The sequence below is a fragment of the Pseudomonas sp. MIS38 genome, from assembly GCF_019891575.1.
Lineage (GTDB): Bacteria > Pseudomonadota > Gammaproteobacteria > Pseudomonadales > Pseudomonadaceae > Aquipseudomonas > Aquipseudomonas putida_A.
In genome coordinates this window covers 56,839-81,304 of record NZ_JAFLXF010000022.1, presented here as the reverse complement: position 1 = coordinate 81,304, position 24,466 = coordinate 56,839, and the positions used below count along the sequence as shown (strand labels likewise).

The following is a 24,466-nucleotide window of genomic DNA, read 5'->3' as shown; positions in this document are numbered from 1 at the left end:
TCATGAGTAAATTCTGGAGTCCGTTCGTCAAGGATCTGGTGCCGTATGTGCCGGGCGAACAGCCAAAGCTGACCAAACTGGTCAAGCTCAACACCAACGAAAACCCCTACGGCCCGTCGCCAAAAGCCCTGGCGGCGATGCAGACCGAACTCAACGACAACCTGCGTCTGTACCCGGACCCGAACAGCGATCTGCTGAAAAACGCCGTCGCTAACTACTACGGCGTGCAGAGCAATCAAGTGTTTCTCGGCAACGGTTCGGACGAAGTGCTCGCGCACATCTTTCACGGTCTGCTGCAACACGAGCAGCCGCTGCTGTTCCCGGACATCAGCTACAGCTTCTATCCGGTGTATTGCGGTCTGTACGGCATTCAGTTCGATGCCGTGCCGCTGGACGCGCAGTTCCAGATCAACCCGGCGGACTACGCCAAACCGAACGGCGGGATCATTTTCCCGAATCCGAACGCACCGACCGGTTGCCTGCTGGCACTGGAAGCGGTCGAGCAGATCCTCAAGGCCAGCCCGGATTCGGTGGTTGTGGTGGACGAGGCTTATATCGACTTCGGCGGCGAAACCGCGATCAGTCTGGTGGATCGTTATCCGAACCTGCTGGTGACCCAGACCTTGTCCAAGTCGCGCTCACTGGCCGGGCTGCGCGTTGGTCTGGCGGTGGGTCATCCGGATCTGATCGAAGCGCTGGAGCGGATCAAGAACAGCTTCAACTCCTACCCGCTGGATCGCCTGGCGATTGTCGGGGCGGCGGCAGCGTTCGAGGATCGCGAGTATTTCGACAAGACCTGCCGTCTGGTGATCGAGAGCCGTGAGTGGGTCATCGCGCAATTGCAGGCCAAGGGCTTTGAGGTGCTGCCGTCGGCGGCGAACTTCATCTTCGCCCGGCACCCGCAACACGATGCTGCGGGGCTGGCGGCCAAGCTGCGCGAGCAGGGCGTGATTGTGCGCCACTTCAAGCAGGAGCGGATTGCCCAGTTCCTGCGGATTTCGATCGGTACGCCGGAGCAGAACCAGGCGCTGATCGACGGCCTCGGCAACCTCTAAAAGCCAAAGCCCCTCACCCTAGCCCTCTCCCAGAGGGAGAGGGGACTGATTGGGGGATATTGCAGAGTTTCGCCGACGTGAGAGTGCTGTACTGAATCCATAATCGACTCGGATTTTCAGGTCGACGTACTTCGCAAGACAGCTCGGTCTGCTCCCTCTCCCAGAGGGAGAGGGGCTGATTGGGGGATATTGCAGAGTTTCGCCGACGTGAGAGTGCTGTACTGAATCCGTAATCGACTCGGATTTTCAGGTCGATGTACTTCGCAAGACAGCTCGGTCTGCTCCCTCTCCCTCAGGGAGAGGGCTGGGGTGAGGGTGCGCTTTTACTCGTGATGCGGTTCGCCAAGGAACGTCAGCGAACTGAACAGCCCGCGACTGTTCACATCAGCGCTGTCCTTCACCGGCACTTCCACCTGCGCCGCAATCACATTCAATCCTTCATTACGCACCAGCACTTGCGCACGACCGTCCTTGTCCGTTTCAGTGCTCAGGGTGTTCGGTGCATTGCGATAGTCGCCAATCAGCTTCACGCCCGCTGCCGGCTTGCCATCGAGCAGCACCCGTACCGGCAGTGAATTGCCCGGGCCGACGGTCAGCGGGTCGACCTCCGGCAAAATCAGCAACTTGATCTGCTCAAGCCTGGGCAACTTCGCCCCCGGTTGATAAATCGCCAGGCTGTACTTGAACGTCTCGGTGGCTTCGACAGCGCCCGGCACTTTGCTGCGGCCTTCGTTGATCCATTTTCTGTCGGCGGTTTGCGACCACATACCGTTGTTCAGTGCGACGGCCATGACCGCCGGTGTTTCTAGCGGCTTCAGGCGCGCGTGATCGGGCAGGCGTTCGACGCTGACCGGGATCATTTTGCCGCTTGTGTCATAGGCCCAGGCGCCGCTGATTTTCTGCGCCTTGAAGGCATTGTCTTCGGCGCCATGGCCGTAGATCACTTCGATGTTGCCGCGCCGTTGTTCGGTCCACAGGCCGTGGGCCGAGGCCTGAGTGGCGAACAGGGCGGCGATGATCAGCAGGGTTTTGCGGCATTGCATGGTGACGTCCTTTTACAGGTTGAGTGTCAGGCTGACGGTGAAATTGCGCGGCTCGCCGGGGTTGACCCAGTAATTGCTGTAGGAGCGCTCGTAGTATTTTTCGTCGAAGAGATTGTTCAGGTTCAGGCCAACCGTGACGTTGTCGCTGGCCTTGTAATGGGCCAGCAGATCGAAGGTGTGATAGGCCGGCATTTCAAAATCACCGCCGGCTTCACCGGAGCGATCGCCGACATAGGTGAACGCCGCGCCGACGTCCGAGCCGCGCAAATGGCCGTCCTGAAATTCGTACACACCGAGCAGGCTGCCACTGCGCTTGGCCACGCCGAGGATGCGGCTACCGGTCGGGATTGCCGCGTCGCCCTTGGTCACTTCAGCGTCGATGTAAGCGAAGGCACCCATCACCCGCACGGCATCGGTCACTTGCCCGGTCACTTGCCAGTCGAAACCGCGACTGCGCGCCTTGCCCATCGCGCGGCTGGTATCGGTGCCCGGGTCGAGGGCGAGGACGTTTTCCTTGTCGATGTGGAAGAAGGCGAGGGTGCTGCTCAGGCGCTCGTCGAACAGTTCGTTCTTGATCCCGATTTCGTAGCCGACACCTTCTTCGGGATCGAAGGATTTGCCGGAGGCGTCGAGGCCGTTATTCGGTTTGAACGAGGTCGAGGTGTTGGCGAACAGGCCGGTGTTCGGCGTCAACTGATAGAGCAGGCCGGCGCGTTGGGTGAGGGCGTCGTGAGTCTGCTGGCTTTTGGCATCGCGGGTGTGATCGTCGATGCGTTGATCAAAGTGTTCGAAGCGTGCGCCGATCATCCCGCGCAGTTTGTCGGTGAAGATGATTTGATCCTGCAGGTTCAGTGCGTGGCTTTCGACGTGTTCGAAGAAGTCAGTACCCGAGCGTGGGCCGTTGGGTTTCGGTTGGCCGTAGATCGGCTTGTAGATGTCGATGGTGTAGGGACCGCCAGCGATGGTAGTGACGCGTTCGTTCTTGCGGAAGTTCTCGTATTCGGTGCCGATCAGCAGTTCGTGCTGCCATGGGCCGAGGTCGAACAGACCGCGCAGCTCCAATTGGGTGATGCTGTCGTGCCAGTTAGTGTCCCGTTCGCGGTAGCGTCGGTTGACCGTGTGACCATCGGCGTTCAGCGCACGACTTTCAGACGCGTCGCCCCACAGTTTGCCTTCCTTGTAGTGGCTGGCCAGACGCAGTTTCCAGCTGTCGCTGAGGTGATGTTCGAGGGTGGCCTGGAGCAGGTTGTTGTGGTTGTCGATGTTGCCGTCGTTCGGTTCACCGAGGAAGGCCGAGCGCGAAACGCCGCTCCATTTGTTGTTCGGCGCGACGATTCCTCGGTCGAACGTGGAGTTGTGCCGGACGATTTCGCTTTCCACCAACAACGAAGTGTCCGGGCTCAGTTGCCAACTGATCGAAGGTGCGACGAAGACCCGCTGGCTGTCGACGTGATCACGGAAGCTGTGGTTGTCTTCGACCGCGAGGTTGATCCGTGAGAGCACGTCCCCCTGCTCGTCGAGCGGCGTGTTGACGTCCAGTGCCGTGCGATAACGATCCCAGCTGCCAGCGCTGGTCTGCAGGGTGGTGAACGCTTCGGGCTGCGGCTTTTTGGTGACGATGTTCACCGTGCCGCCAGGATCGCCACGGCCATACAGGCTCGCGGCCGGACCTTTGAGGACTTCGATGCGCTCCACATTGGCCGCGTCCGGCGTGCTTGGGTAGCCGCGATTGGCGCTGAAACCATCCTTGTAGAACTCTGAGGTGGTGAAGCCGCGTACGCTGTATTCGTACAGCGTCAGGCCGCCAAAATTGTTCTGCTTCGACACGCCGCCGGCAAATTCCAGTGCGCGTTCGACATTGTGGCTGCCCAGATCCTTGAGCACGCTGGCCGGCACCACGCTGATCGCTTGGGGAATGTCGCGGATGGCGGTGTCGGTTTTGGTTGCACTGGCGGAGCGCGTCGCGCGGTAGCCGCTGACCGGCCCGCTGGGGGATTCATAATCGGAAGTGACGCTGATGGCGTCGAGTTCGAGGGGTTGCGGATCTTCGGCGAAGACCGGATCGCCCAGCAGGCCAAGGGTCAGGCCAAGCAGCGAAGCCTTTTTTCGAGACGACATGTTATGTTGTTCCAATCGTTAAATTGAAACAATATAACATGCCTGTTGAGAGTGTCTTTCATTCGCGCACTCGGCGCGAATAAAGTTTTACTCTTCTTCTTTCACCGGTGCAGGCGGCGGACGCAGGCCGATTTCAGCGGTGAGCTTCAGTTCTTTGCCGTTGCGCATGACCTGAATGGTCACCTTGTCAGTCGGCTTGATCCGCGCCACCTGGTTCATGGACTTGCGGCCATCACCAGCCGGTTCGCCGTCGATACTCAGAATCACGTCACCCAGTTGCAGGCCGGCCTTCTGTGCCGGGCCATCGCGGAAGATCCCCGCCACGACAATCCCCGGACGCCCGGACAGGCCAAACGACTCGGCCAGTTCCTGGGTCAGCGGCTGCACTTCAATACCGAGCCAGCCACGAATCACCTGACCGTGCTCGATGATCGATTTCATTACTTCCATCGCCAGTTTCACCGGGATCGCAAAACCGATGCCCTGCGAGCCGCCGGACTTGGAGAAGATCGCCGTATTGATGCCGGTGAGGTTGCCGTTGGCATCGACCAGCGCGCCGCCGGAGTTGCCCGGGTTGATCGCCGCGTCGGTCTGGATGAAGTCTTCGTAGTTGTTCAGGCCCAACTGGTTACGCCCGGTGGCACTGATGATGCCCATGGTCACGGTCTGGCCGACGCCGAACGGGTTGCCGATGGCCAGCGCGACATCGCCGATGCGGATGCTGTCGGAGCGGCCGACGGTGATCGCCGGCAGGTTTTTCAGGTCGATTTTCAGCACCGCGAGGTCGGTTTCCGGATCGCTGCCGATGACGCGGGCGAGGGTTTCGCGACCGTCCTTGAGCGCCACCACGATCTGGTCGGCGCCGGTGGTCACGTGGTTATTGGTCAGAATGTAGCCTTCCGGGCTCATGATCACCCCGGAACCGAGGCTCGATTCCATGCGTTTCTGCTTCGGCGAGTTGTCACCGAAGAAGCGCCGGAACTGCGGGTCTTCAAACAGCGGGTGCGCCGGTTTGTTGATGACCTTGGTGGTGTAAAGGTTGACCACCGACGGTGCGGCGATGGTCACCGCGTCGGCATAGGACACCGGCCCCTGCTGCACGCTGGTGGTTTGCGGGGCCTGTTGCAGGTTGACATCGAGGCTCGGCAGCCCGACCCACTGCGGGTAACGCTGAATAATCAACAGAGCGATAAGCACACCGGCCAACAGCGGCCAGCCGAAAAAACGCAGCGCCTTGAGCATTAAGCACGTCCTGGAAAAGTTGCAGGCGGGGTCAGACCGCCCATAATGTCGCGCATTATACGAGGCCGCGCGCGCCTCTGAACGGGATTTTCAGGAGTCTTTCATGGCCGTCGCCCTCAGCACCCTCGTCGAAGAAGCCGACCGTTACCTTGGCAGTGCGAAAATCGCCGATTATTGCCCCAACGGCCTGCAGGTCGAAGGCCGTCCGCAGGTGATGCGCATCGTCAGTGGCGTCACCGCCAGTCAGGCGCTGCTTGACGCGGCGGTGGAGGCCGAGGCCGATCTGATACTGGTGCATCACGGTTATTTCTGGAAAGGCGAGAACCCGTGCATCACCGGCATGAAGCAGCGGCGCTTGAAGACTTTGCTCAAGCACGACATCAGTCTGCTCGCCTATCACTTGCCGCTGGATCTGCATCCGGAGGTCGGCAACAACGTGCAACTGGCGCGTCAGCTGGACATTACCGTTGAAGGGCCACTGGATCCGGACAACTTCAAAATTGTCGGACTGGTCGGGTCGTTGAGCGAGCCAATGACCCCAAGGGATTTCGCCCGCAAGGTTAAAGACGTCATGGGCCGCGAGCCGCTGCTGGTCGAGGGCAGTGGGATGATTCGTCGGGTCGGCTGGTGCACCGGTGGCGGGCAGGGCTATATCGATCAGGGCGTGGCGGCGGGTGTCGATCTGTTCCTCAGTGGTGAAGCCTCCGAGCAGACCTTCCACAGCGCGCGGGAAAACGACATCAGCTTCATCGCCGCCGGCCACCACGCCACCGAGCGCTACGGTGTGCAGGCACTGGGTGACTACCTGGCAAAACGCTTCGCTCTCGAACACATCTTCATCGATTGCCCGAACCCGATCTAAGGCTAAACCTTATTTCAGTGTGGGAGCGGGCTTGCTCGCGAATGCGGTGGTTCAATCAGCGGCGATGTTGGATGACACACCGCTTTCGCGAGCAAGCCCGCTCCCACAGGAACAGCATTGCTCGGCCGAACCGGCAGGCATATTCATATGCCCTTTCGATCTAGTAGGCGTCCTGATTAGAAGAGGTCGCTGTGCTAGGATTCCCCGCTCGAACACGGCCCGCTGGCCGTTCATAAGAAAGCTTTCGTGAGTAGCCATGGTCGACAAACTGACGCATCTGAAACAGCTGGAGGCGGAAAGCATCCACATCATCCGCGAGGTGGCCGCTGAGTTCGACAACCCGGTGATGCTGTACTCCATCGGTAAAGACTCCGCCGTGATGCTGCATCTGGCACGCAAGGCGTTCTTCCCGGGCAAACTGCCGTTTCCGGTGATGCACGTCGACACTCGCTGGAAATTCCAGGAGATGTACAAGTTCCGCGACAAGATGGTCGAAGAGCTGGGCCTGGACCTGATCACCCACATCAACCCCGATGGCGTGGCGCAGAACATCAACCCGTTCACCCACGGCAGCGCCAAACACACCGACATCATGAAGACCGAGGGCCTGAAACAGGCGCTCGACAAGCATGGTTTCGACGCCGCGTTCGGCGGCGCCCGTCGCGATGAAGAGAAATCACGCGCGAAAGAGCGCGTGTACTCGTTCCGCGACAGCAAGCACCGCTGGGACCCGAAGAACCAGCGTCCGGAGCTGTGGAACGTCTACAACGGCAAGGTCAACAAGGGCGAATCCATCCGCGTGTTCCCGTTGTCGAACTGGACCGAGCTGGACATCTGGCAATACATCTACCTCGAAGGCATCCCGATCGTGCCGCTGTACTTCGCCGCCGAGCGCGAAGTGATCGAGAAGAACGGCACGCTGATCATGATCGACGACGACCGTATCCTCGAACACCTGTCCGACGAGGACAAGGCACGCATCGTCAAAAAGAAAGTGCGTTTCCGTACCCTTGGCTGCTACCCGTTGACGGGCGCGGTGGAGTCCGAGGCCGAAAGCCTCACGGACATCATTCAGGAAATGCTCCTGACGCGAACTTCCGAGCGCCAGGGCCGGGTCATCGACCACGATGGCGCAGGCTCGATGGAAGACAAGAAACGTCAGGGTTATTTCTAAGGGGTTGTCATGTCGCACGCATCTGATTTGATCAGCGAGGACATCCTCGCCTACCTGGGCCAGCACGAACGTAAAGAGCTGCTGCGCTTTTTGACCTGCGGTAACGTCGATGACGGCAAGAGCACCCTGATCGGGCGCCTGCTGCACGACTCCAAGATGATCTACGAAGATCACCTGGAAGCGATCACCCGTGATTCGAAGAAAGTCGGCACCACCGGTGACGACATCGACCTGGCGTTGCTGGTCGATGGCCTGCAGGCTGAGCGTGAGCAGGGCATCACCATCGATGTCGCCTACCGCTATTTCTCCACCGCCAAACGCAAATTCATCATCGCCGACACTCCTGGCCATGAGCAGTACACCCGCAACATGGCCACCGGTGCCTCCACCTGTGACCTGGCGATCATCCTGGTCGACGCCCGTTACGGCGTGCAGACCCAGACCCGTCGCCACAGCTTCATCGCCTCGTTGCTGGGCATCAAGCACATCGTCGTCGCCATCAACAAGATGGACTTGAAAGACTTCGATGAAGGCGTGTTCGAGTCGATCAAGGCCGACTACCTGAAGTTCGCCGAAGGCTTGAAGATGAAGCCGACCAGCATGCACTTCGTGCCGATGTCTGCCCTCAAGGGCGACAACGTGGTGAACAAGTCCGAGCGCTCGCCTTGGTACAAAGGCCAGTCGCTGATGGAAATCCTCGAGACCGTGGAAGTGGCGGGCGACCGCAACTTCACCGATTTGCGTTTCCCGGTGCAGTACGTCAACCGTCCGAACCTGAACTTCCGCGGTTTCGCTGGCACCCTCGCCAGCGGCATCGTGCACAAGGGCGACGAAGTGGTCGTTCTGCCGTCGGGCAAGAGCAGCCGCGTCAAATCCATCATCACCTTCGAAGGTGAGCTGGAGCAGGCCGGCCCGGGTCAAGCGGTGACGCTGACCATGGAAGATGAAATCGACATCTCCCGTGGCGACCTGCTGGTGCATGCCGACAACGTGCCGCCGGTCACCGACAGCTTCGAAGCGATGCTGGTGTGGATGGCTGAAGAGCCGATGCTGCCGGGCAAGAAATACGACATCAAGCGCGCCACCAGTTACGTGCCGGGCTCGATTGCCAGCATCGTCAACAAGGTCGACGTCAACACCCTCGAAGAAGGCCCGGCGAGCGCGTTGCAGCTCAACGAAATCGGCAAGGTGAAGATCGCGCTCGACGCGCCGATCGCCCTCGACGGTTACGACAGCAACCGCACCACCGGCGCGTTCATCGTCATCGACCGTTTGACCAACGGCACCGTCGGCGCCGGCATGATCGTCGCTCAGCCAGTGGCTCACGGGACTGCCTCGCACCACGGCAAACTGGCTCACGTTGCCACTGAGGAACGTTCCCAGCGTTTCGGCCAGCAGCCAGCGACCGTGCTGTTCAGCGGCCTGTCGGGCGCGGGCAAGAGCACGCTGGCCTACGCGGTCGAGCGCAAGCTGTTCGACATGGGCCGTGCGGTGTTTGTGCTCGATGGTCAGAATCTGCGTCACGACCTGAACAAAGGGCTGCCGCAGGATCGTGCCGGTCGTACCGAGAACTGGCGGCGTGCTGCGCATGTGGCGCGTCAGTTCAACGAGGCGGGTCTGTTGACCCTGGCGGCGTTTGTTGCGCCGAGTGCTGAAGGTCGTGAGCAGGCCAAGGATCTGATCGGCAAGGAGCGTCTGCTGACGGTTTATGTGCAGGCCTCGCCGGCGGTGTGTGCCGAGCGTGATCCGCAAGGGTTGTATGCTGCGGGTGGCGATAATATTCCGGGTGAGTCGTTCCCGTATGACGTGCCGCTGAATGCTGATCTGGTGATCGACACGCAGTCGCTGTCGCTGGAAGAGAGCGTCAAGCAGGTGCTGGATCTGCTGCGCAAGCGTGGCGCGATTTAAGCTTTAGCCGGAAATGAAAGGCCCGCGGATGAGTGATCATCGGCGGGTTTTTTATTGGGGGGCATTTGGTTTTCGGCGGTGGCGGCCTTTAGGCCGACCATGCTCTGGGTGGGTTGTGTGAATATCCGTTTCTTCGGGTGTTGCTGATTACGGTTCCGCCCTTACGGCGGGTCACTTTTTACAAACGCCTAAAAAGTAACCAAAAACGCTTGCTCCTGCGTTCGGCCCGCTCGCTGGGGCTCGGGGTCCCTTCGCTGCGGGATTGATCCGGGGGGCAGCGCCTACGGTTTGCTTCGCTGCACCTCCTCTCGCTGTGTTTGGCTTCGCCAAACGGTCGCTGCGCTCCCACCCCCGGATCAATCCCTACGCTCAGCCTTCCGACGTCGCCCGTGGATCAAGATCAAAAGCTTTCGGCGAGCTGACACTCGGCCATTTGAGTGGTGAAAAGCGTGCGCCTGGCTTTAGCTTTTCCTGTGGGAGCTGGCTTGCCAGCGATGGCGGCCTGACAGCCGACCAATCTCTACCTGAATACACCGGTTTCAAACTGTGGGAGCGAGCTTGCTCACGAAGGTGGTCTGACAGCCGACTAATCTCTACCTGAATACACCGTGTGCAAACTGTGGGAGCGGGCTTGCTCGCGAAGGCGGCCTCACAGCCGACCAAGCTCTAACTGAATGCACTCCATCCAACTGTAGGAGTGAGCCTGCTCGCGATAGCGGTATGTCGTTCAACATTGGGAGTGGCTGTTCCACCGCTATCGCGAGCAGGCTCGCTCCTACAGGGGATTAACGTTTGTCTGCGAATTCGCGGTGCATCTGTTCCAGCAGCGCATCCTTGTCCTGCCACAGCTGATTGATCCATCCCTGGAATTGCAGGCGATACTCACCGTCCTGGTCGTAGTTCTTGCCGATGAAGGCCGGCGGGATTTTCAGCTCTTCAAAGTGCACCACCACGTCGCGCACGTTGCCGCACAGCAGATCCCAGAAACCCGGACGCCCGCCCGGATAGTGGATGGTCACGTTGACGATCGACTCCAGTTGCTCACCCATCGCGTCCAGCACGAAGGCGATGCCACCCGCCTTGGGTTTGAGCAGGTATTCGAACGGTGACTGCTGTTGCGCATGTTTGCCTTCGGTGAAGCGCGTGCCTTCGACGAAGTTGAAAATCCCCACCGGGTGGTTGCGGAATTTCGCGCAGGTCTTGCGCGTGGTTTCCAGGTCTTTGCCTTTCTTCTCTGGATGCTTTTCCAGGTACGCCTTGGAGTAGCGCTTCATGAACGGGAAGCCCAGCGCCCACCACGCCAGACCGATCACCGGGACCCAGATCAGCTCCTGCTTGAGGAAGAATTTCAGCGGCTGGATGCGGCGGTTGAGCACGTATTGCAGCACCAGAATGTCGACCCAGCTCTGGTGGTTGCTGGTGATCAGGTATGAGTGTTGGTAGTCCAGACCTTGCAGGCCGCTGATGTGCCAGCGGGTGCGGCGCACCAGGTTCATCCAGCCTTTGTTGTTGCTGATCCAGGCTTCGTGGGTGTGGCTCATCAGCCACAGTGAGGCGCGGCGGGCGAGGTCGAAGGGCAGCACTTTGATCAGCGCGACGCAGAACAGGAACGAGCACAGCAGAATCGTATTGAGTGCCAACAGCAGCGCGGCGATCACGCCGCGAATCGGGGCGGGCAGGAAGTCCAGCATTTACACATCCATAGGTCGGTTGGCGGCTTGAATCGCGGTCAGGGCGATGGTGTAGACGATGTCGTCGACCTGCGCGCCACGCGGCAGGTCGTTCACCGGTTTGCGCAGGCCTTGCAGCATCGGGCCGAGGCTGACGCAGTCGGCGCTGCGCTGCACGGCTTTGTGGGTGGTGTTGCCGGTGTTCAGGTCGGGGAACACGAACACCGTGGCGCGACCGGCCACCTGGCTGTTCGGCGCCAGTTGCCGGGCAACGTCTGCGTTGGCAGCGGCGTCGTATTGCAGCGGGCCGTCGATCAGCAGCGAGTGCTGTTGCTCGTGGGCGAGCAGGGTGGCTTCGCGGACTTTCTCGACTTCTTCACCGCTGGCCGATTCGCCGCTGGAGTAACTGATCATCGCCACGCGCGGGGTGATGCCGAATGCTGCTGCGGAATCAGCGCTTTGCAGGGCGATCTCCGCCAGTTCGGCGGCGCTCGGGTGCGGGTTCATCACGCAGTCGCCGTAGACCAGCACTTCTTCGGGGAACAGCATGAAGAACACCGACGACACCAGCGTGCAGCCCGGTGCAGTCTTGATCAGTTGCAGGGCCGGGCGGATGGTGTTGGCGGTGGTGTTGATCACGCCCGAGACCAGGCCGTCGACCTCATCCAGCGCGAGCATCATGGTGCCAATCACCACGGTGTCTTCCAGTTGCTGTTCGGCCATCGGCGCGTTGAGGCTTTTGCTTTTGCGCAGGGCGACCATCGGCTCGATGTAGCGCTCGCGGATCAGGTCCGGATCGAGAATCTCCAGCCCCGGCGGCAACTCGATACCTTGCGCACGGGCCACGGCTTCGACGTCTTCGGGTTTGGCCAGCAACACGCAACGGGCGATGCCGCGCTCCTGGCAGATTGCTGCCGCTTGCACGGTGAGCGGCTCGCTGCCTTCGGGCAGGACGATACGTTTGTTCGCCGACTGCGCCCGTTGAATCAGTTGATAGCGGAATACCGCGGGTGACAGGCGCATTTCCCGCGGCGTGCCGCAGCGTTGATGCAGCCATTTCGCGTCGAGATGGCTGGCGACGAAGTCAGTGATGATCTCCGCACGCTCGCGGTCATCGATGGGGATTTCCTTGTTCAGGCCATTGAGCAGGTTGGCGGTGTCGTAGGAGCCAGTGCTCACCGACAGCACCGGCAGACCGGCCTGCAACGCGCCACGGCATAGGTCCATGATGCGTGGATCGGGCAGGGTGTCGCTGGTCAGCAACAGCCCGGCCAGCGGTACGCCATTGAGTGCCGCGAGGCTGACCGCGAGGATGATGTCGTCGCGATCACCCGGGGTCACCACCAGTACGCCGGGCTTGAGCAGCTCCACGGTGTTGCGCATGGTCCGTGCACAGATGATGATTTTGGTCATGCGCCGGGTTTCGTAATCGCCGGCGTTGAGCACCTGCGCGCCCATCAGGTCGGCGACGTCACGGGTGCGCGGTGCGTTGAGTTCGGGCTGGAACGGAATGCAACCGAGCAGGCGGAAATCACCGCTGCGCAACAACGGCGAATGCTCTTTGAGGCGCGTGGCGAAGGCGTCCATGCTCTCCTCGGTCTTGACCTTGTTGAGGATTACGCCGAGGACTTTTGGATCTTTCGGGCCGCCGAACAATTGCGCCTGCAATTCCACGCGGCCGGAGAGTTCGGCAAGCACTTCGTTTTCCGGCGCCGAGACCAGAATCACCTCGGCATCCAGGCTTTTAGCCAGGTGCAAATTGACCCGCGCGGCGTAACTGGCGCTGCGGGTAGGCACCATGCCTTCGACCACCAGCACGTCTTTACCGATGGCGGCTTGTTGATAAAGGGCGATGATTTCTTCGAGCAACTCATCGAGCTGACCGTCGCCGAGCATCCGCTCGACATGGGCCAGGCCCAGTGGCTGCGGCGGTTTCAGGCCGTGGGTGCGCGCCACCAGTTCGGTGGAGCGCTCAGGACCAGTGTCGCCCGGATGCGGCTGGGCAATCGGTTTGAAGAAGCCGACTTTCAGTCCGGCCCGCTCCAGGGTACGCACCAGCCCGAGGCTGATGGAGGTCAGACCCACGCCAAAATCGGTGGGCGCGATAAAAAAAGTTTGCATGCGGATTCTCTAAAGGTGCATGGCAATGGTGGCGATCTATACGTGACCGCCTACCGCAATTCAGTCGCCAAGGTTATCGCTAACCGAGCCTTGTGCGCACCAACCGCAGTCAAAGGGTTGGCCTATTTTTTCAATACGTTGCGCCGGGTCCAGGACCCATGGCCGCGATTGCCACGGCGGCTGGTGACGCAGGTGCTGGGTGTGGCCACAGGAAAGCTCGGCCACCCAGTGACCGTCTTCATCCTGATGGAAGCCGGCGATTGTCGAATCCCGTTTGTCCGGGTTGTGTTCGCTTTCGCGCGATTGCTTCGCTAAACTTGGCCTTTCTATATTCTTCTGCAAAAGGTCTCGCCCCATGCTGATCGCCGCCAATAAGGCTGTCTCCATCGACTATACCCTGACCAACGACGCTGGTGAGGTCATCGACAGCTCCGCCGGCGGCGCTCCGCTGGTCTACCTGCAAGGCGCAGGCAACATCATCCCGGGCCTGGAAAAAGCTCTGGAAGGCAAAGCTGTTGGTGACGAGCTGGAAGTGTCCGTTGAGCCGGAAGACGCTTACGGCGAATATGCTGCCGAGCTGGTCAGCACCCTGAGCCGCAGCATGTTCGAAGGCGTTGACGAGCTGGAAGTCGGCATGCAGTTCCACGCTTCGGCGCCGGATGGCCAGATGCAGATCGTGACCATCCGTGACCTGGACGGCGACGACGTCACCGTCGACGGCAACCACCCACTGGCCGGTCAGCGCCTGAACTTCAAAGTGAAGGTCGTTGCTATCCGTGACGCCAGCCAGGAAGAAGTCGCTCATGGCCACGTCCATGGCGAAGGTGGCCATCACCACTGATTTTCTGCGCTAAGCTTCGAGTACTGGAGAGGCGCCTGCGGGCGCCTTTTTAGTCCGCGGCTGTCCTTGGTGCTCTCGCCAAGTGGCTGTTTCGAGTAGAACACGGGAATCTGGAGTCCGTCATGAGTGCTTTTCACGACCTTAAGTTGACAGCCCTGGATGGTCAGGAGCTACCGCTGGCGCCTTTCAAAGGCCAAGTCGTGCTGGTGGTCAACGTCGCCTCCAAATGCGGCTTGACCCCACAGTACGCGGCGCTGGAAAACCTCTACCAGCAATTCAAGGGCAAGGGCTTCAGTGTGCTGGGCCTGCCGTGCAACCAGTTTGCCGGTCAGGAGCCAGGTACCGAACAGCAAATCCAGGAGTTCTGCAGCCTGAACTATGGCGTGACGTTCCCGTTGTCGAGCAAGCTTGAAGTCAACGGCCATGATCGTCATCAGTTGTACCGCTTGCTGGCGGGCGAGGGTGCGGAGTTTCCGGGGGATATCACCTGGAACTTCGAGAAATTCCTGCTCGGCAAGGATGGCCGGGTATTGGCGCGATTCTCGCCGCGCACGCCGCCGGATGATCCGACCATTGTCCACGCGATTGAAAAAGCGCTGGGCTGAAACACAAAAATCGCAGCCATCGAGCTGCGATTTTTTTTGCCTGACTTTTGACCCTTAATCATTCAAATCAATAGTGCTGTTAAAAGACGCTAACTGTTCATATTATCGCCGTCATAAAGTCATTCCCTGTGGAGCCTTCCAATGCCGGTGCAAGCCCTGTTCAAACCGTTCCACCTCGGTGCCCTCGAACTGCCGACCCGCGTGGTGATGGCGCCGATGACCCGCTCGTTTTCCCCGGGTGGCGTACCCAATTCCAAAGTGATCGAGTACTACCGTCGCCGCGCTGCGGCCGGTGTTGGCCTGATCATCACCGAAGGCACCACTGTCGGTCACAAGGCTTCCAACGGTTACCCGAATGTGCCGCAGTTCTTCGGCGAAGCGCCACTGGCCGGCTGGAAAAAAGTCGTCGACGCGGTGCATGCCGAGGGCGGGAAGATTGTTCCGCAACTGTGGCATGTCGGCAGCGTGCGCCGCATTGGCACCGAGCCGGACGCCAGCGTCCCGGCTTACGGCCCGACGGAAAAACTCAAGGATGGCCAGGTCGTGGTGCACGGCATGACCAAACAGGACATTCAGGACGTGATCGGTGCTTTCGCCCAAGCGGCGAAGGATGCGCAAAGCATCGGCATGGACGGCGTGGAAATCCACGGCGCCCACGGCTATCTGATCGACCAGTTCTTCTGGGAAGGCAGCAACCAGCGCACCGACGAATACGGCGGCAGCCTGGCCAACCGTTCGCGCTTCGCCATCGAGTTGATTCAAGCGGTGCGCGCGGCAGTCGGTGAAGGCTTCCCGATCATCTTCCGTTTTTCGCAGTGGAAGCAGCAGGATTACACCGCGCGTCTGGTGCAGACCCCGGAGGCGCTGGGCGAATTCCTCAAGCCGTTGGCCGACGCCGGGGTGGACATTTTCCACTGCTCGACGCGGCGTTTCTGGGAGCCTGAATTTGACGGTTCCGAGCTGAACCTGGCCGGCTGGACGCGCAAGCTGACCGGCAAACCGACCATCACCGTGGGCAGCGTCGGTCTGGACGGCGAGTTCCTGCAGTTTATGGTCAACACCGATAAAGTCGCGCAACCGGCGAGCCTGGAGAAGCTGCTGGAGCGTCTGAACAACGACGAGTTCGATCTGGTGGCAGTGGGCCGTGCGCTGCTGGTGGATCCGGACTGGGCGCTGAAAGTCCGTGAAGGGCGTGATCAGGACATTCTGCCGTTCAGCCGTGAGGCGTTGATGACGCTGGTTTAAACTTCGCCTTTAACGCCCTCTTCGCGAGCAAGCTCGCTCCCACATTTTGAAATGCATTCCAAATGTGGGAGCGAGCTTGCTCGCGAAGAGGGCATCAGAGTCGACGATGATCTAAGGTAATGTCTGCGCATTCGGCAACACCTGCTCCCGTACACACGCCCCACGCAAATGCTTTTCAAATTGCTCGATGATCGCCGCCCACCCCTGACGACTGGCATGCTGGCGCGCATTCAGGCGCACGCAACGCAAGGTCTCATCTTCCTCCAGCAACCACGCCGCCGCATCGCAGAACGCTTGTTCATCACCGGGCATCGCCAACACGCCGTTGTAACCGTGGCGAATGTGCTGCGCTGCCGCAGCCTGATCGTACGCCACCACCCCCAGCCCTGACGCCAGTGCTTCCAGCACCACATTGCCGAAGGTTTCGGTCATGCTCGGGAACAGGAAGATATCGCCGGACGCATAGTGCGCCGCCAGCGCTTCGCCGCGTTGTGAACCACAGAAGATCGCCTCGGGCAGCTCCTTTTCCAACGCAGGCCGTTGCGGCCCGTCGCCGACCACGATCAGCTTCAGTTTGCGCTGTGGATAAGTGCCGCACAGGGTGTCGAAGCAGCGCTTGAGCAGGCCGAGGTTCTTCTCCGGGGCCAGACGTCCGACGTGAATCACCGCGATGTCCTGCTCGGACAAACCCCATTGTTCACGCAAGCCGTTCAGACGCTTGGCCGGGTGAAACAACTGGCTGTCCACGCCGCGGGAGAGCAGGGCGAGGCGGTCGAAATGCCGACGCTCCAGTTCCAGGCGCTGACTGACGCTCGGCACCAGGGTCATTGCCGAGCGATTGTGAAACCAGCGTAGATAATGGGTCAGCAAGCGCGTCAGCAAACTCAGTCCGTACTGGTGGGTGTATTGCTGGAAATTGGTGTGAAAACCGCTGACCACCGAGATCCCCAGGCGTCGCGCCGCACGCAACGCCGACAAACCGAGCGGGCCTTCGGTGGCGATGTAAAGCACGTCCGGGCGCTGGCGTTTCCAGCGCCGCAGCAGCTTGTGCATCGACGACTGTCCCCATTGCAGACCGGGATAACCCGGCAACGGCCAGCCTCGACACAACAGCAAGGCATCGTCCTCGACGCGCTGCGGATCTCCCGCCTGGCGCGGTCGCACCAGTTCCACCTGATGCCCACGCGCGCGCAAGCCATCGCACAAGCGACCAAGGGTATTGGCCACCCCGTTGATTTCCGGTGGGAAGGTTTCGCTGATCAGAGTGATATGCAGAGCTGTCGTCATGACCTCAGTGTCGGCTGAGGCCATGTCGTGCCTGTGACGTTCGGATGATGGATTTGTGACTGCTGCCCAGACGGCGGTTGAAGTGCTCGTGCAGGCGTCAGCCAGACATTACCACCAAGGTACTGGCGGGGGCGTTTGCATGACGCGTGACAGAAGCGGCAGGTTTCTGAGGCGCTCGACAGCATGCGGTGAACCCCAGGTACGCTGGCCTAGCGGTGATAGCCAGGGTCCCAGTTGAGTCCACATTTCCTCGGGGGAGCTGAAGGTCGGTCGCTCGATCCACAACTGAATGCCGCCCCCGACCATTGCCGGATGCCCTACGGCAATCTCGGTGTATTTGTTTCCCGCTTCGTCCATGAACCGATTGGGGCGCCACACATCGTGGATCCCGCGTGGTGAGTGCAGGGGGTGATAGCGGTTGTCCCAGCTCCGGTTGACGATAAAGTAAAAATCACCATGGGCGTTGATGACGCTGTACCCGGAATCGACCAGATCCTTCACGTTCAAATTCCCGCGAACGCTGCCCCATATGCTCCAGCACTCGATTTGCACCTGTTTATCCAACGTAATGTGTTGAACCGTTTGCACGGCGCCATCGTTCCAGACGCGAGCGATTTTGCCTTTTTCCTTGATCAGGTTTGCGACATCGTTGACGAAATACCGCACGGCATCTTCCGAAGTTGCGCTCGGATTGCCTGATGCAGCACGGGCGTAGGCCGCCAGTTGCGGGGTATTTGCCGGTGTGATCGGGCTCAGAAAATACTCATCGGCACCGAGGTGGATGTAACGACTGTCAGGGAACAGGTTCATCAAATCGCTGAAGAGTGTCTTCATGAACGCCCTCGCGGCGGTAAGGCTGAAGTCGAGGGCTTTGGTGACGACCGTTCCGTTGCTCAGTTTCAACTGGAGTTCTGGTCGGTTGCGCAGGATCCAGTTCATGTGGCCGGGCATGTCCAGTTCGGGAATCACCTGAACGTAATAACTGGCAGCCGTGTCGAGCACGCGCTTGAGGTCCGCGGCGCTCCAGGCATCGCTGCTCGACAGGTCAGGATAAGAAGGAAAGATGACGCGGACACCCTCATTATCAGTGAGGTGCAAATGCAAGGTGTTGAGCTGGTTCCAGGCCATTTCCTGAATCAGGCAGATCATCCAGTCCGGGGTGAATTGCCGACGCCCCATATCAATCATCACTGAGCGTTCGGCAAATGCCGGGGCATCGATGACTTTGCATCGCGTCAGCTCGGTTGAGATTCTGACGGCTTTATGCAGCGTTGTGAGTCCTCGCGCCATGGCCGTCAGGTTGGACGCTGTAACGCGAATGAACGCTGTGACATCGATTCGGTATTTCTCTGGTTCTCCGTGCACGGGGATCACCACGCCACTGGTGTCGGGAACCTCAAGCCTCAGCTCCACGTCACCGCTGCCTGCTTGTTCCGGTGAGCCCGACATCAGCACGATTGCTGGCGGTGTGGTCAGCTCGGCGGCTCCGACAAAACCCTGCGCCAGGCGGGTAGCCAGCGGACGCAGGCTCTCGTGAGAGATGTAGATACGTGTGGTCGCGAGAATGTTGTAGGGGACGCCGGTGTGGCCGGTGGCGAACAGTACGCAAGGGCTCATTTCAAGCCAGGGATACTCCCTGCTGACGAGTTCTCGGGGTTTGGCAGCTGAAATCCTGGTCATAAGTGCAATCTCCAAATGGATGAAGGCTTCACTTGACCGGACAACAGGAGCACTCTCGATGACGGATCAGCCGAGGGTGTAGTTGATGCTGGAAATTGGCAACTGCCAACTGTCATAAGTAACAGGTTGCAGCGCAGAGGCCACGGTGATACGAGGCGTCTGCGCCAGAATCGCTCAAGAGATTGGCGGGGGCGTCAGCGACTTTTCTCCCTGTTCGCGTACCCAGAACAACGTCGCTCCCGCTACCGCCGCCGGCATCATCAGAATGTTCACCACCGGAATCAGCAGCGCCAGATAGACGATCCCGCCAAAACTCATGCTCTGCCAGCGTTTCTGCCGCAGCCAGGCGAGCATCTCGTTCCAGCCCAGTTTGTGGTTGTCCGCCGGGTAGTCGATGTACTGGATCGCCATCATCCACACGCCGAACAGCAGCCACAGCGGGGCGGCGACGATGTTCACCACCGGGATGAACGAGAGAATGAACAGGCCGATCGCCCGCGGCAGGAAATAGCCGAGTTTGCGCATTTCCCGGGCTAGGGTGCGCGGGATCATCGCAATCAGTTCGCCCCAGCTGAAGGCCGGGAAATCATCGGTGCCGCGTACCACCACTTCGACTTTTTCCGCGAGGAAACCGTTGAACGGCGCAGCGATCACGTTGGCGAGCATGGTGAAGGTGAAGAACACCATCAACGCCACCAGCACCACGAACAGCGGCCAGAGGATGTAGCTGAGGAAACTCAGCCAGTCGGGCAGCGACGGCATCAGGCTGTCGACCCACAGGCTGAACTGATGGCCGGCCAGATAGATCAATCCGACGAACAGCACCAGGTTGATCGCCAGCGGCAGCAACACGAACAGGCGCAGGCCCGGGCTGAGAACCAGTTTGAGGCCTTCGCGCAGGTATTGCGGGCCGGACAGAACAGGGGCGGGCATAAGGTGCTCCGAGCAAGGGAAAACGCGCCGACCTTACCGACTTTGCAACAGGTGTGAAAGCGCGGCAGAGCGATCGACATTCACTGTAACAAAGACGTCGATCTGGTCGGAGTCTGCGTATAGAGACCACCTATGAGCTGGATTGTTAATCCGTATTTCCTTAATCTTGCCCCCCTCGATACGCTGCACCCAACTTTTTACAGGACTGTCGAGCTCATGCCTTCCCCAAGGTTATCCACAGTCCTTTTTTATTCCCGCCGGCAGTCCGGCGTTCCGCGCCAGTGTTTCGGCCCGGTCAACAGGAGCAGGTCATGTCTGAAGTCCGTCATTCGCGAGTGATTATTCTCGGTTCCGGCCCTGCCGGTTACAGCGCTGCGGTCTACGCCGCCCGTGCCAACCTCAAGCCACTGCTGATTACCGGCATGCAGGCCGGCGGTCAATTGACCACCACCACCGAAGTCGACAACTGGCCGGGCGACGTGCACGGCCTGACCGGTCCGGCCCTGATGGAGCGGATGCGCGAGCACGCCGAGCGTTTTGAAACCGAGATCGTTTTCGATCACATCAACGCCGTGGACTTCGCTGCCAAGCCGTACACCCTGACCGGCGACAGCGCGACTTACACCTGCGACGCCCTGATCATCGCTACCGGTGCCAGCGCTCGTTATTTGGGCCTGCCGTCGGAAGAGGCGTTCATGGGCAAAGGCGTTTCGGCCTGCGCGACCTGCGACGGTTTCTTCTACCGCAACAAGCCAGTGGCTGTGGTCGGTGGCGGCAACACCGCTGTTGAAGAGGCACTGTACCTGGCCAACATCGCCAGCACCGTGACCCTGATCCACCGTCGCGAAACCTTCCGCGCCGAGAAGATCCTGATCGACAAGCTCAACGCCCGCGTGGCCGAAGGCAAGATCATCCTCAAGTTGAACGCCAACCTCGACGAAGTGCTGGGCGACAACATGGGTGTGACCGGTGCGCGCCTCAAGAACAACGACGGCAGCTTCGACGAGATCAAAGTCGACGGCGTGTTCATCGCCATTGGCCACACCCCGAACACTTCGCTGTTCGAAGGCCAGTTGACCCTGAAAGACGGTTACCTGGTTGTGCAGGGCGGTCGTGACGGCAACGCCACTGCCACCAGCGTCGAAGGTATCTTCGCTGCCGGCGACGTGGCTGACCATGTTTACCGTCAGGCCATCACCTCGGCCGGCGCCGGCTGCATGGCGGCACTGGACACCGAGCGTTACCTGGACGGTCTGCAGAACGCTTCGTTCTAAATCGCAGACACAAAAAAACCGGCTTCGGCCGGTTTTTTTATGCCCGTATTTCCGCTACATCGCATAACCCTGTGGGAGCGGGCTTGCTCGCGAAAGCGGTGTGTCAGACAAAGAAAAGTCGCCTGGCACGGCGCCTTCGCGAGCAAGCCCGCTCCCACAGGGAATGGGGTTGGCTATGGAAATCAGCGACGGGTCAGGGGCTGCGTTTCGAACTTCACACCCGCCAGCCCGTGCTTGATCAGCGCGCGGATATTGCCGTGGTCGCTGCCCTCAGGCGTCGCCACCACCGAGCGGTAATGCTCGCCGAATGCCAGCAGCGCTTCTTCATCGCTCAAGCCTTCCAGTAGCGCCAGACCCAGGGTCTTGCACGAACCTTCGTTCTGCCCGGCGGCGTTTTCCACGCCACCGTTGTTGAACGCCTGAGGCTGGTAGTCGTAACCGGCGGCGATGAAAGCCAGGGTGTCGGCGAAAGCGTGTTCGCCGCTCTTGAGGCTGGCGCGCAGGGTGTTCAGATCACTCATTGGGTTTTCCTTTGGCGAACGCCGCCTGTTGTTCGGCGCTGGCTTCTTGCTGGTATTGGGCTTTCCACTCGGCGTAAGGCATGCCGTAAACCACTTCACGGGCGTCGTCGAGGCTGACCTCGATCTGCTGTTCATCGGCGGCAGCCTTGTACCACTTGGACAGGCAGTTGCGGCAGAACCCGGCAAGGTTCATCAGGTCGATGTTCTGCACGTCCTTGCGGCTGTCCAGGTGGGCGACCAGCCGGCGGAAGGCGGCGGCTTCGAGTTCGAGGCGTTGTTGCTCGGTCATGGGAGTCTCTGCGAGACAGCTTCAAGCGACGAGCTTCAAGCTGCAAGATGGGTGGCGTTGATACGAAGTTTACAGTTTGCCGCTTGAAGCTTGAAGCTAGCGGCTCGCTGCAAGCGTGATTGACACCGACTCGGCAAAACGCAGCGCATGCGGCTTGTCGACTTCGACTTCGGCGTACAGCACCGCAGCATGAGTCATCACCAGATCCAGCAGTTCCTGGGTCAGGCGTTCGAGCAGCGCAAACCGATTGCCCTCGACGTGGGCGATGATCGCCTTGGTGATGGTGCGGTAATTCAGCGCGTGATCGATGTCGTTGTCGCGCACCGCTTCCTGCGCCGCGTACAGGATCGTGAGATTGATCAGCACATCCTGCTTGTTGAGGATCTCGTCCTCGTTGATCCCGATAAAGGTGCGCAAGCGCAGATCCTTGACCCGGATGCGCGCCATTCCCGGTTGAAGTTGTGACATTTACTTGCTCCGTCCAATCAATTGCAGGAACTCCTGGCGGGTGTTGCTCGAGTCGCGAAAGGCGCCGAGCATGACCGAGGTGTTCATGGTCGAATTCTGTTTCTCGACACCGCGCATCATCATGCACATGTGCCGGGCCTCGATGACCACCGCGACGCCGGCGGCATCGGTGACCTGTTGCACCGCATCGGCAATCTGCCGGGTGAGGTTTTCCTGAATCTGCAGGCGCCGGGCGAACATGTCCACCAGCCGCGCGATCTTCGACAGCCCCAGCACCTTGCCTGTCGGAATATAAGCCACATGGGCCTTGCCGATGAAGGGCAGCAGGTGATGTTCGCACAACGAGTAGAGCTCGATGTCGGCGACGATGATCATCTCGTCGCTGTCGGAGGCAAACAGCGCGCCGTTGACGATCTGCTCCACACTCTGTTCATAGCCGTGACACAGGTATTGCATGGCCTTGGCCGCGCGCACCGGGGTATCGAGCAGACCTTCGCGGTCGGGGTCTTCGCCGAGGCCGATGAGGATCTCGCGGTAATTCTCGGGCAGGGAACGGGTCATGGGAGATCCTCGCGCAGCAGCTTATTTGACGTGCCGTCCGCCGTTGACGGTCAGGGTTGTGCCGGTGACATAGGGGTTGTCGAGCAGATAGCGCAGGCTCTGGTAGATCACTTCGCTGCCGGGCTCGATGCCCAGCGCGGATTTGGCCAGCGCCCTGGCGCGGTACGCCGCGTCGTCGTCGGGATTGAACAATAGCAGGGCCGGCGCGATGCCGTTGACCTTGATTGCCGGCGCATAGCGCGCGGCGAAGGACAGGGTCAGGCTGTCGAGCCCGGCCTTGCTGGCGCAATAACCGATGTGCTTGCTGCTGCCCTTGCGCGTGACATCGTCGCTGATGTGGATGATGTCGGCCGGGGTCGAGCCTTTGAGCAGGTCGGCGCAGTGCAGGTTGATCAGATACGGCGCGAGCATGTGCACGTTGAGCATGCGCGAGAAGGCCTCGGCTTCACTGCCCGGGGTTTCCGCCAGCCATTCGGAGGCGTTGTGGACGATGGCGCGCAGGCAGTCGGTGTGGGTTTTCAGTTCATCGATGAAGGCGAGGATGGTGGCTTCGCTGGAGAAGTCCGCGAACACCGCGACAGCGCCCAGATCACGCAGGGCTTGTACGCCCGGACGTTCGCTGCGGTAGGTGAAGATGACCCGATGGCCGTCTTCAAGCAAACGCTGTGCGCAGTGCAGACCGACACGCTGGCCGGCACCGGTGATGAGGATCGGGGCGGAGGATATGGACATGAACGGCTCGCGTCGCGGTGGGAGCAAAAACTATAACAGTGACGCGGGGTGCCCACCTATCGCAAGACGGGTGCTGTGCTTTTGTGGGAGCCGGGCTTGCTCGCGAAGGCGGTGTGCCAGGCACGGATACATCAACTGACACGACGCTTTCGCGAGCAAGCCCGCTCCCACATGGGCGCTCAGCGGTTTTGAGACACTGGTTCAACAGGCAGTCGAGGTGCCGGGACGCTGTTCAGCCAACCCGCCAGCAACCGTGTCGACAGTGGAATAAAGAAATACACCATCAACGGCGTCAGGCACGCCGTACTGACCAATACCCGCGGCAGCAGGCTCATCTCGCCGAGCAGCGGTCCGAGGACAAAGTTGAACAGCAGCGACACCGGGAAGAACGCCAGCCAGATCGCCACGGCCTGTTTCCAGCGTGGTGGCCGTTGACCGGCAGCGCCGAACCAGCCTTCGATGCCGCTGACCCGATGCTCCTTGGGATGCTCGAACAGATCGCTGCCCCGCGCCAGCCACGCGGTACGCGAGACCGAGTGCTCCCAGGCGTGCAGGGTCTGCTCGTCGACGAAGCGGAAAATGATCTGGAATTCGTTGTCACCGGGTGGCGGAGCGAGCACGCCGGAACCTAGATAACCGGGAAAGTCAGTGGCCAGTTGTTCGCCTTCGCGCAGCCAGGCAATCAGGTCCTGATAGCGGCCGTCGGCGACGCGACGCGCAACCATCAGCGTGACGGGGGAAGTAGACATTGTGTATCTCCATATTTCGAGTGCGGCGCTCCGGGTAGGAGGTTTCGCATTGCGCAAACCGGGGTAGGGGTCTGCGCTTTTCAACAAG

At 60.3% G+C, this 24,466-nt stretch carries 23 protein-coding genes; 8 read left to right on the top strand and 15 right to left on the bottom strand.

Annotated elements, in window-relative coordinates; translation table 11 throughout:
* The first annotated feature begins 2 nt into the window (after positions 1-2).
* Positions 3-1,055, top strand: coding sequence for a histidinol-phosphate transaminase (gene hisC / locus J1G18_RS22255; protein WP_027610856.1), 1,053 nt, complete (start codon positions 3-5; stop codon positions 1,053-1,055).
* 323 nt (positions 1,056-1,378) lie between these two features.
* Here the strand turns inward: hisC and J1G18_RS22250 are convergent, their stop codons facing one another.
* The 3 genes from J1G18_RS22250 to algW all read right to left on the bottom strand — a co-directional run bounded on the left by J1G18_RS22250 (position 1,379) and on the right by algW (position 5,458).
* Entirely contained in the window at positions 1,379-2,098 is a 720-nt protein-coding gene (locus J1G18_RS22250) for a DUF4198 domain-containing protein (protein WP_223008486.1), read from the bottom strand.
* Positions 2,099-2,110: 12 nt separating this feature from the next.
* Positions 2,111-4,216, bottom strand: a complete 2,106-nt coding sequence (locus J1G18_RS22245) for a TonB-dependent siderophore receptor (RefSeq protein ID WP_223008484.1) — start codon at positions 4,214-4,216, stop codon at positions 2,111-2,113.
* An 87-nt stretch (positions 4,217-4,303) separates the two neighbouring features.
* Positions 4,304-5,458, bottom strand: a complete 1,155-nt coding sequence (gene algW, locus J1G18_RS22240) for a Do family serine endopeptidase AlgW (RefSeq protein WP_096795365.1) — start codon at positions 5,456-5,458, stop codon at positions 4,304-4,306.
* A gap of 103 nt (positions 5,459-5,561) precedes the next feature.
* On the opposite strand from algW, the gene J1G18_RS22235 reads away from it, so the two are divergent.
* The 3 genes from J1G18_RS22235 to cysN all read left to right on the top strand — a co-directional run bounded on the left by J1G18_RS22235 (position 5,562) and on the right by cysN (position 9,402).
* Positions 5,562-6,320 carry a Nif3-like dinuclear metal center hexameric protein gene (locus J1G18_RS22235; protein ID WP_135294968.1) on the top strand — a complete coding sequence of 253 codons (759 nt, stop codon included), beginning with the start codon at positions 5,562-5,564 and terminating at the stop codon, positions 6,318-6,320.
* A gap of 256 nt (positions 6,321-6,576) precedes the next feature.
* Positions 6,577-7,494 (top strand): sulfate adenylyltransferase subunit CysD, encoded by a 918-nt coding sequence (gene cysD / locus J1G18_RS22230; RefSeq protein WP_098967227.1) that lies wholly within the window; start codon positions 6,577-6,579, stop codon positions 7,492-7,494.
* A 9-nt stretch (positions 7,495-7,503) separates the two neighbouring features.
* Entirely contained in the window at positions 7,504-9,402 is a 1,899-nt protein-coding gene (cysN, locus tag J1G18_RS22225) for a sulfate adenylyltransferase subunit CysN (protein WP_223008482.1), read from the top strand.
* Positions 9,403-10,187: 785 nt separating this feature from the next.
* Here the strand turns inward: cysN and J1G18_RS22220 are convergent.
* The 3 genes from J1G18_RS22220 to J1G18_RS22210 are packed head-to-tail and all read right to left on the bottom strand — an operon-like array spanning position 10,188 to position 13,580.
* Complete coding sequence (locus J1G18_RS22220) at positions 10,188-11,093, bottom strand: acyltransferase (protein WP_223008480.1); 906 nt, start codon at positions 11,091-11,093, stop codon at positions 10,188-10,190.
* Complete coding sequence (gene pta, locus J1G18_RS22215; protein WP_098967230.1) at positions 11,094-13,193, bottom strand: phosphate acetyltransferase; 2,100 nt, start codon at positions 13,191-13,193, stop codon at positions 11,094-11,096.
* Positions 13,194-13,253: 60 nt separating this feature from the next.
* Complete coding sequence (locus tag J1G18_RS22210; protein ID WP_096795392.1) at positions 13,254-13,580, bottom strand: DUF3565 domain-containing protein; 327 nt, start codon at positions 13,578-13,580, stop codon at positions 13,254-13,256.
* Between J1G18_RS22210 and J1G18_RS22205 the strand changes: the two genes are divergently transcribed.
* The 3 genes from J1G18_RS22205 to J1G18_RS22195 all read left to right on the top strand — a co-directional run bounded on the left by J1G18_RS22205 (position 13,549) and on the right by J1G18_RS22195 (position 15,884).
* The gene (locus J1G18_RS22205; protein ID WP_007968032.1) at positions 13,549-14,034 is read left to right on the top strand and encodes a peptidylprolyl isomerase; all 486 of its coding nucleotides are present in this window, start codon (positions 13,549-13,551) and stop codon (positions 14,032-14,034) included. The genes J1G18_RS22210 and J1G18_RS22205 overlap by 32 nt on opposite strands.
* Before the next feature lie 122 nt (positions 14,035-14,156).
* On the top strand, positions 14,157-14,639 hold the full coding sequence (locus J1G18_RS22200; RefSeq protein ID WP_027610864.1) for a glutathione peroxidase: 483 nt from the start codon (positions 14,157-14,159) through the stop codon (positions 14,637-14,639).
* Positions 14,640-14,780: 141 nt separating this feature from the next.
* On the top strand, positions 14,781-15,884 hold the full coding sequence (locus J1G18_RS22195; RefSeq protein WP_223008478.1) for an NADH:flavin oxidoreductase: 1,104 nt from the start codon (positions 14,781-14,783) through the stop codon (positions 15,882-15,884).
* Positions 15,885-15,995: 111 nt separating this feature from the next.
* Here the strand turns inward: J1G18_RS22195 and J1G18_RS22190 are convergent, their stop codons facing one another.
* The 3 genes from J1G18_RS22190 to cysZ all read right to left on the bottom strand — a co-directional run bounded on the left by J1G18_RS22190 (position 15,996) and on the right by cysZ (position 19,784).
* Positions 15,996-17,195: a glycosyltransferase family 4 protein gene (locus J1G18_RS22190; protein ID WP_223008470.1), complete on the bottom strand. Its 1,200-nt coding sequence runs from the start codon at positions 17,193-17,195 to the stop codon at positions 15,996-15,998.
* 84 nt (positions 17,196-17,279) lie between these two features.
* Positions 17,280-18,851, bottom strand: a complete 1,572-nt coding sequence (locus J1G18_RS22185) for a family 20 glycosylhydrolase (RefSeq protein WP_223008468.1) — start codon at positions 18,849-18,851, stop codon at positions 17,280-17,282.
* Between the two features lie 174 nt (positions 18,852-19,025).
* Positions 19,026-19,784: a sulfate transporter CysZ gene (cysZ, locus tag J1G18_RS22180; protein WP_223008466.1), complete on the bottom strand. Its 759-nt coding sequence runs from the start codon at positions 19,782-19,784 to the stop codon at positions 19,026-19,028.
* A 311-nt stretch (positions 19,785-20,095) separates the two neighbouring features.
* On the opposite strand from cysZ, the gene trxB reads away from it, so the two are divergent.
* On the top strand, positions 20,096-21,058 hold the full coding sequence (gene trxB / locus J1G18_RS22175) for a thioredoxin-disulfide reductase (RefSeq protein ID WP_003221727.1): 963 nt from the start codon (positions 20,096-20,098) through the stop codon (positions 21,056-21,058).
* Positions 21,059-21,240: 182 nt separating this feature from the next.
* Here trxB and J1G18_RS22170 read toward each other — a convergent pair whose 3' ends face one another.
* From J1G18_RS22170 to J1G18_RS22145, 6 genes are all read right to left on the bottom strand, one after another.
* Positions 21,241-21,579 (bottom strand): HopJ type III effector protein, encoded by a 339-nt coding sequence (locus J1G18_RS22170; RefSeq protein WP_003221728.1) that lies wholly within the window; start codon positions 21,577-21,579, stop codon positions 21,241-21,243.
* A complete protein-coding gene (locus J1G18_RS22165) occupies positions 21,572-21,868 on the bottom strand; it encodes a DUF1244 domain-containing protein (protein ID WP_003221730.1) in 297 nt (98 codons plus the stop codon). The genes J1G18_RS22170 and J1G18_RS22165 overlap by 8 nt, the downstream gene beginning before the upstream one ends.
* Before the next feature lie 96 nt (positions 21,869-21,964).
* Positions 21,965-22,336, bottom strand: a complete 372-nt coding sequence (gene folX / locus J1G18_RS22160) for a dihydroneopterin triphosphate 2'-epimerase (RefSeq protein ID WP_007968040.1) — start codon at positions 22,334-22,336, stop codon at positions 21,965-21,967.
* A complete protein-coding gene (gene folE / locus J1G18_RS22155) occupies positions 22,337-22,897 on the bottom strand; it encodes a GTP cyclohydrolase I FolE (RefSeq protein WP_103369128.1) in 561 nt (186 codons plus the stop codon).
* Between the two features lie 21 nt (positions 22,898-22,918).
* Positions 22,919-23,629 carry a dihydromonapterin reductase gene (folM, locus tag J1G18_RS22150; RefSeq protein ID WP_135294973.1) on the bottom strand — a complete coding sequence of 237 codons (711 nt, stop codon included), beginning with the start codon at positions 23,627-23,629 and terminating at the stop codon, positions 22,919-22,921.
* A gap of 179 nt (positions 23,630-23,808) precedes the next feature.
* A complete protein-coding gene (locus tag J1G18_RS22145) occupies positions 23,809-24,378 on the bottom strand; it encodes an antibiotic biosynthesis monooxygenase (RefSeq protein ID WP_098967238.1) in 570 nt (189 codons plus the stop codon).
* Positions 24,379-24,466: the final 88 nt, after the last annotated feature.

Excerpts from the sequence above, each read along its gene's own strand:
- hisC (WP_027610856.1), top strand. The coding sequence starts at position 3 with ATGAGTAAATTCTGGAGTCCGTTCGTCAAGGATCTGGTGCCGTATGTG.
- J1G18_RS22250 (WP_223008486.1), bottom strand. The coding sequence starts at position 2,098 with ATGCAATGCCGCAAAACCCTGCTGATCATCGCCGCCCTGTTCGCCACT.
- J1G18_RS22245 (WP_223008484.1), bottom strand. The coding sequence starts at position 4,216 with ATGTCGTCTCGAAAAAAGGCTTCGCTGCTTGGCCTGACCCTTGGCCTG.
- algW (WP_096795365.1), bottom strand. The coding sequence starts at position 5,458 with ATGCTCAAGGCGCTGCGTTTTTTCGGCTGGCCGCTGTTGGCCGGTGTG.
- J1G18_RS22235 (WP_135294968.1), top strand. The coding sequence starts at position 5,562 with ATGGCCGTCGCCCTCAGCACCCTCGTCGAAGAAGCCGACCGTTACCTT.
- cysD (WP_098967227.1), top strand. The coding sequence starts at position 6,577 with ATGGTCGACAAACTGACGCATCTGAAACAGCTGGAGGCGGAAAGCATC.
- cysN (WP_223008482.1), top strand. The coding sequence starts at position 7,504 with ATGTCGCACGCATCTGATTTGATCAGCGAGGACATCCTCGCCTACCTG.
- J1G18_RS22220 (WP_223008480.1), bottom strand. The coding sequence starts at position 11,093 with ATGCTGGACTTCCTGCCCGCCCCGATTCGCGGCGTGATCGCCGCGCTG.
- pta (WP_098967230.1), bottom strand. The coding sequence starts at position 13,193 with ATGCAAACTTTTTTTATCGCGCCCACCGATTTTGGCGTGGGTCTGACC.
- J1G18_RS22205 (WP_007968032.1), top strand. The coding sequence starts at position 13,549 with ATGCTGATCGCCGCCAATAAGGCTGTCTCCATCGACTATACCCTGACC.
- J1G18_RS22210 (WP_096795392.1), bottom strand. The coding sequence starts at position 13,580 with ATGGAGACAGCCTTATTGGCGGCGATCAGCATGGGGCGAGACCTTTTG.
- J1G18_RS22200 (WP_027610864.1), top strand. The coding sequence starts at position 14,157 with ATGAGTGCTTTTCACGACCTTAAGTTGACAGCCCTGGATGGTCAGGAG.
- J1G18_RS22195 (WP_223008478.1), top strand. The coding sequence starts at position 14,781 with ATGCCGGTGCAAGCCCTGTTCAAACCGTTCCACCTCGGTGCCCTCGAA.
- J1G18_RS22190 (WP_223008470.1), bottom strand. The coding sequence starts at position 17,195 with ATGGCCTCAGCCGACACTGAGGTCATGACGACAGCTCTGCATATCACT.
- J1G18_RS22185 (WP_223008468.1), bottom strand. The coding sequence starts at position 18,851 with ATGACCAGGATTTCAGCTGCCAAACCCCGAGAACTCGTCAGCAGGGAG.
- cysZ (WP_223008466.1), bottom strand. The coding sequence starts at position 19,784 with ATGCCCGCCCCTGTTCTGTCCGGCCCGCAATACCTGCGCGAAGGCCTC.
- trxB (WP_003221727.1), top strand. The coding sequence starts at position 20,096 with ATGTCTGAAGTCCGTCATTCGCGAGTGATTATTCTCGGTTCCGGCCCT.
- J1G18_RS22170 (WP_003221728.1), bottom strand. The coding sequence starts at position 21,579 with ATGAGTGATCTGAACACCCTGCGCGCCAGCCTCAAGAGCGGCGAACAC.
- J1G18_RS22165 (WP_003221730.1), bottom strand. The coding sequence starts at position 21,868 with ATGACCGAGCAACAACGCCTCGAACTCGAAGCCGCCGCCTTCCGCCGG.
- folX (WP_007968040.1), bottom strand. The coding sequence starts at position 22,336 with ATGTCACAACTTCAACCGGGAATGGCGCGCATCCGGGTCAAGGATCTG.
- folE (WP_103369128.1), bottom strand. The coding sequence starts at position 22,897 with ATGACCCGTTCCCTGCCCGAGAATTACCGCGAGATCCTCATCGGCCTC.
- folM (WP_135294973.1), bottom strand. The coding sequence starts at position 23,629 with ATGTCCATATCCTCCGCCCCGATCCTCATCACCGGTGCCGGCCAGCGT.
- J1G18_RS22145 (WP_098967238.1), bottom strand. The coding sequence starts at position 24,378 with ATGTCTACTTCCCCCGTCACGCTGATGGTTGCGCGTCGCGTCGCCGAC.